At 64.9% G+C, this 12,768-nt stretch carries 11 protein-coding genes; 8 read left to right on the plus strand and 3 right to left on the minus strand.

Annotated features, from left to right (window positions below):
* Nucleotides 1-111 precede the first annotated feature (111 nt).
* Nucleotides 112-1,014, minus strand: a complete 903-nt coding sequence (locus ACV17W_RS01355) for a LysR substrate-binding domain-containing protein (RefSeq protein WP_462594671.1) — start codon at nt 1,012-1,014, stop codon at nt 112-114.
* Between the two features lie 105 nt (nt 1,015-1,119).
* Between ACV17W_RS01355 and ggt the strand changes: the two genes are divergently transcribed.
* From ggt to ACV17W_RS01385, 6 genes are all read left to right on the plus strand, one after another.
* Nucleotides 1,120-2,748: a gamma-glutamyltransferase gene (gene ggt / locus ACV17W_RS01360; RefSeq protein WP_462594672.1), complete on the plus strand. Its 1,629-nt coding sequence runs from the start codon at nt 1,120-1,122 to the stop codon at nt 2,746-2,748.
* Between the two features lie 79 nt (nt 2,749-2,827).
* Entirely contained in the window at nt 2,828-4,342 is a 1,515-nt protein-coding gene (locus ACV17W_RS01365; RefSeq protein ID WP_462594673.1) for an ABC transporter substrate-binding protein, read from the plus strand.
* A gap of 98 nt (nt 4,343-4,440) precedes the next feature.
* On the plus strand, nt 4,441-5,385 hold the full coding sequence (locus ACV17W_RS01370) for an ABC transporter permease (RefSeq protein ID WP_462594674.1): 945 nt from the start codon (nt 4,441-4,443) through the stop codon (nt 5,383-5,385).
* A complete protein-coding gene (locus ACV17W_RS01375; RefSeq protein ID WP_462594675.1) occupies nt 5,382-6,260 on the plus strand; it encodes an ABC transporter permease in 879 nt (292 codons plus the stop codon). Before ACV17W_RS01370 ends, ACV17W_RS01375 begins: the two co-directional genes overlap by 4 nt.
* A 14-nt stretch (nt 6,261-6,274) precedes the next feature.
* A complete protein-coding gene (locus ACV17W_RS01380) occupies nt 6,275-8,134 on the plus strand; it encodes a dipeptide ABC transporter ATP-binding protein (RefSeq protein WP_462594676.1) in 1,860 nt (619 codons plus the stop codon).
* Between the two features lie 248 nt (nt 8,135-8,382).
* A complete protein-coding gene (locus ACV17W_RS01385) occupies nt 8,383-8,919 on the plus strand; it encodes a YaeQ family protein (protein ID WP_462594677.1) in 537 nt (178 codons plus the stop codon).
* A gap of 69 nt (nt 8,920-8,988) precedes the next feature.
* On the opposite strand, the gene ACV17W_RS01390 is transcribed toward ACV17W_RS01385, so the two are convergent.
* Nucleotides 8,989-9,555, minus strand: coding sequence for a chorismate--pyruvate lyase family protein (locus ACV17W_RS01390; protein ID WP_462594678.1), 567 nt, complete (start codon nt 9,553-9,555; stop codon nt 8,989-8,991).
* A gap of 124 nt (nt 9,556-9,679) precedes the next feature.
* On the opposite strand from ACV17W_RS01390, the gene ACV17W_RS01395 reads away from it, so the two are divergent.
* Nucleotides 9,680-10,411, plus strand: coding sequence for a pseudouridine synthase (locus ACV17W_RS01395; RefSeq protein ID WP_462594679.1), 732 nt, complete (start codon nt 9,680-9,682; stop codon nt 10,409-10,411).
* Nucleotides 10,412-10,446: 35 nt separating this feature from the next.
* On the opposite strand, the gene ACV17W_RS01400 is transcribed toward ACV17W_RS01395, so the two are convergent.
* Nucleotides 10,447-11,376, minus strand: a complete 930-nt coding sequence (locus ACV17W_RS01400) for a LysR family transcriptional regulator (RefSeq protein ID WP_462594680.1) — start codon at nt 11,374-11,376, stop codon at nt 10,447-10,449.
* A gap of 207 nt (nt 11,377-11,583) precedes the next feature.
* Between ACV17W_RS01400 and ACV17W_RS01405 the strand changes: the two genes are divergently transcribed.
* Nucleotides 11,584-12,759, plus strand: a complete 1,176-nt coding sequence (locus ACV17W_RS01405) for an efflux RND transporter periplasmic adaptor subunit (RefSeq protein WP_462594681.1) — start codon at nt 11,584-11,586, stop codon at nt 12,757-12,759.
* Nucleotides 12,760-12,768 lie beyond the last annotated feature (9 nt).

Consider the following 12,768-nt stretch of genomic DNA (forward strand, 5'->3'; position numbering starts at 1 on the left):
GCCGATTCATCTGCAGCATCGGCCTCATCACGGCCTGCACGATCGCCGGCACCAGGACGCCCATGATCAGGAAAGGCAGCGTTCAAGCAATACGGCCCGGTGGGCCCCGGCTCAGGCGGGCAGGGCCTGCTTGCGCAGATGGAACATGGCCAGGCTCTGGGCGCATATCTCGCGCGTGACGTCCTGCCGCGCGTGATCGCGGCGCTCGAGCATGCCCAGGCAACGCGTAGGCTGGCCCGCCTCGGGCGGCAGGGGCAGCACGCGCAGGTCGGCGCTGGCCTGCCAGTTCGCGCCATTGAGCAGCGGCAGCAACGCCACGCCCACTTCCTGGCGTACCAGCTCGACCAGGGTTTCGATGGCATTGAGCTCCAGGAATTCGCTCACCGGAATGCCGAGGCGGCGCAGCACGCGATCGATCTGCCGTCCGGTGCGCTGGGTGCGGTCAAAACGCAGGAAGGGGTTTGCCGCAAGTACCGCCAGCGCGGAATCGCCCGGCGCGGCGGGCGGCGCCACCACCACCAACGGTTCTTCGTATAGCGGAGTCCAGTGCGTGCTGGCCATTTTCCGGCGGCTTTCGACCACGAACGCGGCGTCCAGGTCTCCCGCCTCGACCTTGCCGGCCAGTTCGCTCGCTTTGCCCGACAGCACGCGCACATCCAGCCCCGGATGCTCGCGTTTCAGGTTGGATACCACCTTGGACAGGGGACCCATGCAGGACACCACGGCGCCGATCGACACCGCGCCGGCCAGTTCGCCCGGTGTGTTGCGCGGCAGCTTCAGGCGGTCGTAGAGATCGACCAGGTGCTTGATATCGGGCAGGAGTTCGCGGCCGGCTGCATTCAGGATGGCCAGCCGCCCGCTGCGGTCGAATAGTTCCCTACCCAGTTCGGCTTCGAGAGAGCGCATCTGGAAACTGATGGCGGCCTGGGTGAGCGCAACCTGCTCGGCGGCCTCGGAAAATGAGCCGTGGTGGGCCACGGCCAGGAAGCTGCGCAGGAAGCGTATGCTACTCATAAAAAAACTTTGTGCGTTAAATCAAATATTCAAATTGATTTAATTAGACCACAAGAGTAATTTCGTCTGTCTTTCCCTTGCATTTCCAACTTCGAGCTCGCGCCCATGAAAACCTTCGACTGGAACAACCCCTATCCTTCGTTCCGGATTCCGCTGTACGCCCGAAATGTCGTGTCGACGTCGCATCCCCTGGCCGCGCAAGCCGGCCTGCGCATGATGCTCAAGGGCGGCAACGCCGTCGATGCGGCCATTGCGGCCGCCGCCACCATTGTGCTGGTCGAACCGGTTTCGTGCGGTCTGGGCGGCGATTGCTTTGCCATCGTCTGGGACGGCAAAGAGCTGCATGGCCTGAATTCTTCAGGCGTGGCGCCGGCGGCCTGGAACGTCGAATACTTCAAGCGCAAATACGGTACCGGTCCGGATGGCCTGGCCAAGCAGCCCAAGCGCGGCTGGGACGCGGCCACGGTGCCTGGCGTGGTGGCCGGCTGGGCCGCCCTGCACGAAAAGCTGGGCAAGCTGCCCTTTGCCGACCTCTTCGAGCCCGCCATCGAGATCGCCGAGCGCGGCTATGCCGTGCCTCCGGTGGTCGCGCACAAGTGGGCAGCCGCTGTCGACGAACTGCGCGACCAGCCGGGCTACGCCCAGGCCTTCCTGCCCAATGGACGGGCGCCCAAGCCGGGCGAGCATTTCCGTATTCCCGAGGCCGCCTACACCTTGCGGCGCATCGCCGCCAGCGGCGGGCGCGATTTCTACGAAGGCGAACTGGCCGAGAAAATCGCCGCATTCAGCAAAGAGTGCGGCGGCGCCATGACCCTCGAAGACCTGCGCGCCTACCGCCCTGAATGGGTCAAACCCATTTCGAAGTCGTATCGGGGCTATGAACTGCACGAAATCCCGCCCAACGGGCAGGGCATTGCCGCGCTGATGGCACTGGGCATCTGCGAGCATTTCGACCTGCCGGGCATGGGCGTGGATACGGTTCAGTCGCAGCATGTGCAGATCGAAGCCATGAAGCTGGCTTTCGCCGATCTGTACAAATACGTGTCCGATCCGCGCACCATGGACGTCACGCCCGAGCAGATGCTGTCCGATGACTACCTCGCCAGCCGCGCCAAGCTCATCCGCCTGGACGGCGCCACGCAGTTCGAAGCTGGCCGCCCGCATGCCGGCGGCACCATCTACCTGACCGCCGCCGACGAAAACGGCATGATGATCTCGTTCATCCAGTCCAACTATATGGGCTTCGGTTCCGGCGTGGTCGTGCCCGGTACGGGCATCAGCCTGCAGAACCGCGGCGTGGGCTTCTCGATGGACCCGAAGTCGCCCAACGTGGTCGATGGCGGCAAGCGCCCCTTCCACACGATCATCCCCGGCTTCCTGACCCGGGGCGGCAAGCCGGTGATGAGCTTCGGCGTGATGGGCGGCGACATGCAGCCCCAGGGTCACCTGCAAACCGTCATTCGCATGCTCGACTACGACCAGCAGCCGCAGGCGGCGTGCTGCGCGCCCCGCTGGAAGGTCAACCGCGACTTCTCGCTCGATATCGAATCCACCATGAGCCGCGCCACGGTCGACGGCCTGCGCGCCCTGGGCCATACGATGAAATCGGTCGACGACCCGTACATGGACTTCGGCGCAGGCCAGTTCATCTGGCGCATGCACGAGACCGATCACGAGCTCGGCTATGTCGCCGCCAGCGACACGCGCCGCGACGGCCAGGCAGTTGGTTTCTAGGCAGGACCATGGCATGCTGGACCGGTGCCGTGCCGCGGCACCGGTCCTTGCTCAAGAACATTCACAAGGGAAAGACCAAATGAAGCTCAAGCACTTCAAGCTGGGAGCCTTCGCCGCGTTGCTTGCGGCCGCCTCCGCCGCAGCCATCGGCCAGAACATCCGCATCGGCCTGCAAGAAGATCCCGACATGCTCGACCCCCACCGCGCCCGCACTTATGTCGGGCGTATTGTTTTCACGTCCCTGTGCGACAAGTTGGTCGACGTTGATGAAAAGCTGCAGTTCGTACCGCAGTTGGCCGAGTCCTGGTCCTGGAATGACGACAACACCGTACTGACATTCAAGCTGCGCGGCGACGCCGTATTTCATGATGGCAGCAAGTTCGACGCGCAGGCCGCCCGGGCCAACCTCGAACGCGCCATGACCCTGAAAGAAAGCATGCGCAAGGGTGAACTCGCGTCCATCGCCAAGATCGAGGCGCCCGATGCGCAAACGCTCGTCCTGACGCTGAAGCAGCCCGACGCCACCTTGCTGGCCTCGCTGTCCGACCGCGCCGGCATGATGATGTCGCCCCGGATCTTCTCCGACGACCTGGGCTCGGTGGCTCGCAAGCCCGTATGCTCGGGCCCGTACCAGTTTGTCGAGCGCGTGCAGAACGACCGCATCGTGCTCGAGAAATTCGACAAGTACTACAACGCGCAGGACTACGCTTTCAAGCGGATTACTTTCCTGCCCATTCCCGACTCCACCGTGCGGCTGTCCAATCTGCGCTCGGGGGGGCTGGATATCCTCGAACGCATGAACCCGTCCGATGCCCAGCAGGTCAAGGGCGATTCCAGCCTGCAGTTCGCCACCGTGTCGGGGCTGGGCTACCAGCAGTTCTACTTCAACGTCGCCAATGGCGAACGCGCCAAGAACAATCCCTTTACCGACGCTCGAGTGCGGCGCGCGTTCGAGCTGACGCTCGATCGCAACATCATCAATGAAGTGGTCGGGGGCGGCATCTTTGACCCGGCCAACCAGCCGTTCCCGCCGGCCAGCCCCTACCATAGCGACAAATTCCCGGTGCCTGGGCGCGATATCGCCCAGGCGCGCGCGTTGCTCAAAGAGGCCGGCAAGGAACAGGTGAAGGCAGAACTGGCGTTCGGCAACAACACCACCACGTCGGCCATTGCGGAAATGGTGCAGGCCATGGCCGCCGAAGCCGGGTTCCAGCTCAACCTGCGGCCGACCGAGTACGCGGCATTGCTGAACGAAGCGCAGAGCGGCAACTTCGAATTGTTGATGCGTGGCTGGTCGGGGCGCGTCGACCCTGACGGCAACATCTATCAGTTCGTGACCTGCAAGGGCTCGCTCAATGATGGCCGCTACTGCAACCCTGAAGTCGACAAGTTGCTGGCCGAAGCCCGCACCGTGCCCGACGAGGCCAAGCGCAAGGCCATCTATGACCGCGCACAGGAAATCCTGCAGGCGGAAACGCAGGCGGTGTATATCTACTACCAGCCCTGGCCGTTCGTGCTGGCGAAGAAGGTGCAGGGCTTCAAGCCCTATCCCGACGGCATGATTCGTCTCAAGGGTGTTACGTTCGCCCAATAAGCCGAAGGTGGCTGCGCGCCTGAGCAACGGGCCGTGCCATCGCGCACGGCCCGCGCGTTTCGCGCGGTGTCCACTACACGGAATTCCAGGTTTCGCCTATGTTCAAAATCATCCTGCGCCGCGTGCTGGTGTCGATCCCGACGCTGATCCTCGTGTCCCTGATCGTCTTCATGCTGCAGAAAATCCTGCCCGGCGATCCGGTCTTGACCATGGCGGGCGAAGAGCGCGATCCCGCCGTGCTCGATTACCTGCGCGACAAGTACCGCCTCAATGACCCGCTGCCGGTGCAGTACGGTGCGTGGGTGCTGCAGGTCGTGCAGGGCGACCTCGGCAAATCGCTGCGCACCGATGTGCCGGTCACGCAACTCATCGCCCAGAAGCTGCCTGTGACGCTGCAGCTCGCCGCCATGGCCATGTTCTTCGCCCTGATCGTGGGCATTCCCATGGGCATCCTGGCTGCAGTGCGCAAGGGTACGGCCACCGAGATGGGGGCCAACGTCGCGGCGCTCTCGGGCATGTCGATCCCCAACTTCTGGCTTGGCATCCTGCTCATCATGCTGGTATCGGTGAAATGGCGTCTGCTGCCCGCTTCGGGCTACGTGTCGCCCTTCGACGATTTCTGGATGTCGATGAAAACCATGCTGATGCCGTCGCTGGTGTTGTCGACGGCCATCGCCGCGTATCTCATGCGCCATACGCGGTCGGCGATGCTCGAGGCACTCAGTGCTGACTACGTGCGCACGGCGCGCGCCAAGGGCGTGTCGCCTCGCCGCGTCGTGCTGCGGCACGCGCTGCGCAATGCGCTCATGCCCATCGTCACGCTGGTTACCTTGCTGTTCGGCGAGCTGCTCGCCGGCGCCGTCCTGACCGAGCAGGTATTCACTATTCCTGGCTTCGGCAAGCTGATCGTCGATGCCGTGTTCACGCGTGATTATGCGGTGGTTCAAGGCGTGGTGCTGTGCGTGGCAGTGGGTTTCATTGTCATGAACCTGCTTGCCGACATTCTGTATATCCTGGTCAATCCCCGCCTGAGGCACGCATGAGCGCACATTCTGCTACGGCAATGGCCGTCACGCCGCCCCGCAGCCGCAACCGCGCATGGGGCAAGTTCAAACGCAACCGCGTCGCGCTGCTGGGCGCCTTCATCGTGCTGACAGTGGTGGTGCTGGCGCTGTTTGCACCGTTGCTGGCCACTCACGATCCGCTGCAGACCAGCTTCATGTCCATCCGCAAGGCACCCTCGGCCGCGTTCTGGCTGGGTTCCGACGAGCTGGGCCGCGACATCTACAGCCGCATGCTGTACGGCGCCCGCGCATCGTTGATGGCGGGCCTGGTCTCGGTGCTGATCGCCATGATCGTGGGCGTGCCCTTCGGCCTGGTGTCCGGCTATTTCGGCGGCTGGATCGATAGTGTGGTGTCGCGCTGCACCGAAGCCTTGCTGGCGATTCCATTCCTGATCCTTGCCATTGCGCTGGCAGCGTTCCTGGGCCCCAGCCTGACCAACGCCATGATCGCCATCGGCGTGTCGGCCGCGCCCAAGTTCATCCGCCTGGCGCGCGGTCAGGTGCTGGCGGTGAAGGGCGAAGACTACGTTCAGAGTTCGCGCGCCCTGGGCGCGTCGGATACCCGCATCATTGTGCGGCACATATTGCCCAACATCATGCCGCCGCTGATCGTGCAGGCCACCATCACCATCGCCACCGCCATCATCGCCGAAGCCAGTCTTTCGTTCCTGGGGCTAGGGCTGCAACCGCCCAACCCGTCCTGGGGCTCGATGCTGAATACGGCCAAGAATTTCATGACCCAGGCGCCCTGGATGTCGATTTTCCCTGGGTCGGCCATTTTCCTGGCTGTGCTCGGGTTCAATCTGCTGGGCGACGGCTTGCGCGATGCGCTGGATCCGAGGCAAGACAAGTGAACGCGATGACAAGCATGGACGACAAAAAAGTAGTGCAGGTACAGGGCCTGACCGTACGTTTCACCACGCCTGACCGCGTCGTCGAGGCCGTGCGCGACGTTTCTTTTCACGTTGACCGCGGCGAAACCCTTGCCATCGTGGGCGAATCGGGTTCCGGCAAGTCGGTGACCTCGCTGGCCCTGATGCGGCTGGTCGAATACGGGGGCGGCCGCATCGTGAACGGCGAGATGCGGCTGAGGCGCCGCAGCGGCGAAGTCCTGGACCTGGGCCGGGCCAACGAAACAGTGCTGCAGCGCGTGCGAGGCGCCGACGTGGCCATGATCTTCCAGGAGCCCATGACCTCGCTGAACCCCAGCTTTACCGCGGGCGATCAGATCGCCGAGGCCCTGCAGCTGCATCAGGGGCTCGATGCGGCCGCCGCGCGCGCCGAGACCTTGCGCATGCTCGAGCGCGTGCGGATCCCCGAGGCGCGCGCCATACTCGACCGCTATCCGCACCAGCTGTCGGGCGGCATGCGTCAGCGCGTCATGATCGCCATGGCCTTGTCGTGCAAGCCGCAATTGCTGATCGCGGATGAACCCACCACGGCCCTGGACGTGACGATCCAGGCCCAAATCCTGCAACTGATACGCCAGCTGCAAGAAGAAATGGATATGGGCGTGATCTTCATCACCCACGACATGGGCGTCGTGGCCGAAGTGGCAGATCGGGTGCTGGTCATGTATCGCGGCGACAAGGTAGAAGAGGGCGGATCCGACGAGATTTTTGCGCAGCCGCGTCACGCCTACACACGCGCGCTGCTGTCGGCGGTGCCACGTTTGGGCGCCATGCAGGGCACCGATGAGCCCGCACCGTTCCCGTTGCTGCGGGTCGACGACGCGGCTTCGGGCGAAAAACCGGACGATATGCGCGTGCCCGTCAGCACGGTCCGCCGCGATGGCCGCCCGGTGCTGCGCGTCAAAGATTTGGTCACGCGGTTCGACATCGCCGGCGGGGTGTTCGGGCGCGTGCAGAAGCGCGTGCATGCCGTCGAGCGCGTCAGTTTCGACCTCTATCCGGGCGAGACCCTGGCATTGGTGGGCGAATCGGGTTGCGGCAAGACCACCACGGGCAGATCGCTGCTGCAGCTGGTCAAGAGCCAGGGCGGGCGCATCGAGTTCGACGGCCAGGATATCGGCGCGTTGCGCGGCGCCGCCATGCAGCACCTGCGCCGCCACATCCAGTTCATCTTCCAGGATCCCTTCGCGTCGCTCGATCCACGCATGACGGTGGGCTATTCCATCATGGAGCCCTTGCTGATCCACGGCGTGGCCAAGGGGCGGGCGGCCGAAGAGCGCGTGCGCTGGCTGATGGAAAAATGCGGCCTGGCGCCCGACATGATCGACCGCTATCCGCATGAGTTCTCCGGCGGACAGCGCCAGCGCATCTGCATTGCGCGCGCCCTGGCGCTGAACCCCAAAGTTATCGTCGCCGACGAATCAGTGTCTGCGCTGGACGTCTCGATCCAGGCCCAGATCGTCAACTTGCTGCTCGACCTGCAGCGCGAGCTTGGCGTGTCGCTGCTTTTCATCTCGCACGACATGGCCGTGGTGGAGCGCATCAGCCATCGGGTGGCCGTCATGTATCTGGGCCAGATTGTGGAAATCGGTCCGCGCCGTTCCATCTTCGAGAACCCGCAGCACCCCTACACCCGCAAGCTGATGGACGCCGTGCCGATTGCAGACCCCGCGCGCAGGCATCGCGCGCGTTCGCTGCTGGTCGATGAAATTCCCAGCCCGGTGCGCAAGGTGGGAGACGAACCGGTCGTGGCTCCACTGGTCAAGGTGGCTGAAGGCCATTACGTAGCTCGCCACCCGATCGGCGTATACGCCTAGGCGCGCCTCCTGCCGGTTTTCACGCGGACGTACGCCGGCGCGGGGCCTCAGCGCGGCCCCGCGCCATGCGGACGCCGCGCCGCTGCGCGCCGCAAGTTAGCGCCGTTCCAGCGCCAGCTACAGGCCGAAGGTCAGGAACACCAGGCCGGTCAGAGGTCATGGCGTGCTCCGGGGGGGACGCCGCCAGCATCACGCGAGCCGCCGCGAGTATCATTACCGATTTTTCGCGGCCCCGCCGCCGGATTCCCATGGCCCTGCGCGCAACCATCTACAAAGCCGATCTGCACGTCGCCGACAGCGATCGCCATTACTACGGCAGTCATGGCCTGACAGTGGCGCGGCATCCGTCCGAGACCGACGAGCGCATGATGGTCCGATTGCTGGCCTTTGCCCTGCATGCCCAGGAAGGGCTGGTTTTCACCAAAGGGCTCAGCGACACCGACGAACCTGATATCTGGCTCAAGGACCTGACGGGCGCCATCGACTTGTGGATTGAAGTGGGCCAGCCCGACGAACGCCGCATCCTGAAGGCCTGTGGTCGCGCCAACCGGGTGGTGGTGTATTGCTACGGCGGGCACGCCAGCAGCATATGGTGGGAAGGCGTGCGCAACAAACTGACGCGGGCCCGCAATCTGAGCGTGGTGAACCTCCCCAGCGGCCAGACCCGTGAACTTGGCTTGCTGGCCGAGCGCACGATGGACCTGCACGTCAATTTGCAGGACGGTACGGCTTTTGTGTCGGCGCCATCGGGCCAGGTCACAGTAGAACCGGAAACCTGGCGCTGACCGGGCGGCCTCCAAGCGCGCCGTGCGCGCCGGCGCGGCCCCCGCGGGACTCAGCGAGTCACTGCGTCCTCAGCGCGCCGGATGGCGCTCGACCTCGGACCAGAAGGCCGGCAGGAAGCACTCCGCCACCAACAGGGGCTGGCCTTGCCGCCAGAACGCCGACCGGCGCGCCCACAAGGCGCCCGCTGCGGGCTTTTCCTGCACCGCGCGCACCGTGGCATGAAACGGCACCGGCCAGGCGAGGCGACGGCAAACAAAGGGCGAACGTTCAATGCTGCGGTCGTGATAGAGCATGTCCGCCAGCGGCCGAGTGCGCAGCCGGCGCATGCCCTGCCACGTGCCGTGCGACGCCGACAGTGGTGTGAGGCTGCGGGCGACCACGCTATCGACGCCATCGACTGACATCAGGATCTCACGCACCCACACCGGATGGGCGAGGGGAAGACCCATGGCGCGGGCCTCGTCGGCCGGCGCGCCCTGCGCGTATTCGCGCAGCACCCTCAAGCGAACCTGTCCCAGTTGGCGCAAGCCAGCCGTGAGGGCGCCGGGGCGCATCAGCCAGTATTTGTGAGCGGGCGATAACGAAGGCGGAACGGCAGGCAGCCAGCCGGCTGCCAGGGGGGCGGATACTTTCATGGCGACATTATGCCAAGAGCGCGCGCGCGCCAGGGCCGGCCTGGCCGCGAATCGTGGTGCACCGGCCTACGGCAGCGATGCAATGCCGTCGGCATGCCGCCAAGGGTGCGCGATAATGCGCAATATGGAAAAAGTACGAATATCGAAGCTGATGGCCGAGCGCGGCTTGTGTTCGCGCCGCGAGGCCGACAGCTATATCGAGCGGGGCTGGGTCAAGGTCGATGGCGTCGTGGTGGCCGAACTGGGCGCGCGCGCTTTTCCAGACCAGGTCATCACCCTGGAGCGCGCCGCCCAGGCCCGGCAGACCGCGCGGGTCACCATTCTTATCAACAAGCCCGTCGGCTACGTATCGGGCCAGGCCGAAAAGGGGTATACGCCCGCCGCCGCGCTGATCGACGCGCGCAGCCGCTATGCGCGCGATCGTTCCCCCCTGCGCTTCAGCCACGCCCATCTGCAGGGCCTGGCCGTGGCCGGGCGCCTGGATATCGATTCGCAGGGCTTGCTGGTGCTCACCCAGGACGGCCGGATCGCCCGTCATCTCATCGGAGAAGACTCCGGCGTGGACAAGGAATACCTGGTACGCGTGCAGGGCCGGCTGGACGCCCGCGGCCTGGCGCTGCTCAACCATGGCCTTTCGCTCGACGGCAAGCCGCTGCGGCCGGCGCAGGTGCGGTGGCAGAACGCCGATCAGCTCTGCTTTGTGCTGCGCGAGGGCAAGAAGCGCCAGATCCGGCGCATGTGCGAACTGGTTGGCCTGAGGGTGGTCGGGCTCAAGCGCGTACGCATCGGTGGGGTAATGCTGGGCGACCTGCCTCCGGGGCAATGGCGCTACCTGCGTGACGATGAGCGATTCTAGCGACGCCAGCGTTTCAGTCGGTTTCGGACACCGCTCTACATCAGCGGCGACGCGCTATCCTCGGGCGCGAGCATGGCGTCGCTCAAACGCTCCATCAAGAACTCGATGAATATTCGAGTCTTGGCGGGCAGCAGCCGCGTGTCGGTGACTGCGTAAACCGGAAACGGCCCCGCCTGCCAGTCCGGAAGCACGCGCTGCAGGCGTTGTTGCTCGACGTCCTGTCGTACGCTGCGGGCGGGCGCCAGAATGGCGATGCCGGCGCCCAGCGAGGCCAGGCTGCGCACCATGGCCACGCTGTTCACTGAAAACCGCTTGCCCGGCGTGATTTCCAGGCGTTCGTCGCCACGGGCCAGCGGCCAACGGGTGACCTTGGCGTTGTCGGCCCGGAATTCCAGGCACTCGTGGCGCGTCAGGTCGCTGGGGTGCTGTGGCATGCCGTGTCGCTGCAGGTAGTCGGGCGAGGCGTACAGATAGGCCGACAGGCGGCCGAGCAGGCGCGCAATCTGCGTCGAGTCGGGCAGTGCGCCGATTTCGATAGCGATATCGCAGCTCTGGAAGACCCGGCCTGCGTGTTCCGGGCTGGCGAGATCTAGGTAGAACGTGACTTCGGGATAGCGTTGAGAGAACTCCATGAAGGCTTCGGCCAGGAAATCCGTGCCAAAGTCGGCAGGCATGTTGACGCGCAACGGCCCCGCGGGCGTCTCGACCAGCTTCTGCAGTTCTTCATGCGCCACCTGCGCTTCGGCCACGATGCGCTGGCACCGGTCGAAGTACAGCTTGCCCGCATCGGTGAGTTCAACGCGCCGGGTCGTGCGGCTGAGCAACTGCAAGCCCAGCGAGCGCTCGAGTTCGGCCACCTGGCGCGACACGGTCGACTTGGGCACGCCCAATATGGCTGCCGCCCGACCGAAGTTGCACGTCTTGGCAACCTCTACGAAGTATTCCATGCCCTGCAGGCGTTTCATGCTGGATCTTCCGCGGTGGCAACGGGACGATTGTCCCATAAATGGGATGAAGTTTTCGTGATTAGCCTATTTGTTTCTGAATTGGGATAAAGGACAATTTCGGATTTCGCGCCGACCGCGTTGGGTCGCGCCGCGGGTGATACCAAACAGATCCGCACCCACCGTGGATAAGGCGGGGCGGGCATCGCACAGCTGGGAAAAATACGCATGAACAACAACGGGACGCGGCTCAGTGCCGCATTTGCAGCCGTCATCGGGGCTGCGCTGGTGGTGGCCGGATGTGGCAAGGGCGCCGAAGCGCCTGCCGGAGGCAAGCCGCAGGTCGCCGTGGTGACCCTGGCCACGCGGCCCGTGCAACTCACGACCGAACTGCCCGGCCGCACCGCAGCGTATCGAGTGGCGGAAGTACGCCCCCAGGTCAACGGGATCATCACCCGGCGCCTCTTCACCGAAGGTGGGCAGGTGCAGGCTGGCCAGCAGCTCTACCAGATCGACCCTGCCTTGTACCAGGCCAGCTTCGATAGCCAGAAGGCTGCCTTGGCGCGCGCGCAGGCACAGTTGAAGACGGCCACCTTGCTGGTCCAGCGCTACAAGCCGCTGGCGGAAAGCCGCGCGGTCAGCCGGCAGGCGTACGACGACGCGGTGGCCGCGCGCGACCAGGCGGCCGCCGATGTGCAATCCGCCAAGGCCGCGCTCGAGACCGCCCGCATCAACCTTGTGTATACAAAAGTGCTGTCGCCCATCGACGGCATCATTGGCCGGTCGTCGGTGACCGAAGGGGCCCTGGTCACGGCCAACCAGCCCGCGGCACTGGCATCTGTCCAGCAGATCGACCCTATCTATGTAGACGTCACGCAATCCAGCGTCGATCTCTTGCGCCTGAAGAGCGCGCTCGAAAGCGGGCTGCTGCTGCGCGAGGCCGGCAGCGACTCCGCCCGGGTCTCGCTGACGCTGGCTGATGGCTCGAAGTACGGTCACGAGGGGGAGCTGCAGTTCTCGGAGGTCACGGTGGACGAGGGCACGGGTTCGGTCACGCTGCGGGCCGTCTTCCCCAATCCCGAACGCAAACTGTTGCCCGGCATGTTCGTTCGTGCCCGCGTGATCGAGGGTACGGTGCCGCAAGGCCTGTTGGCGCCGCAGCGGGGCATTACCCGTGACCAGCGCGGCCAACCCACTGCCCTGGTGGTCGATGCCGACAACAAGGTCGAATTTCGCGTGCTGCAGGTTGATCGCGCAATCGGTGATCAATGGCTGGTGACCGCCGGCCTGCAGGCTGGCGACCGGCTCATCGTGCAGGGACTGCAGAGCGTGCGACCCGGCGTCGAGGTGCAGGCCAGCGAATTTGCGGCGGCGACGCCCGCCGCGCCTGGCGCGGCTCGGTAAGGAGCAGGC

It is taken from the genome of Bordetella sp. MIP270_01_BMS (genome assembly GCF_054958705.1).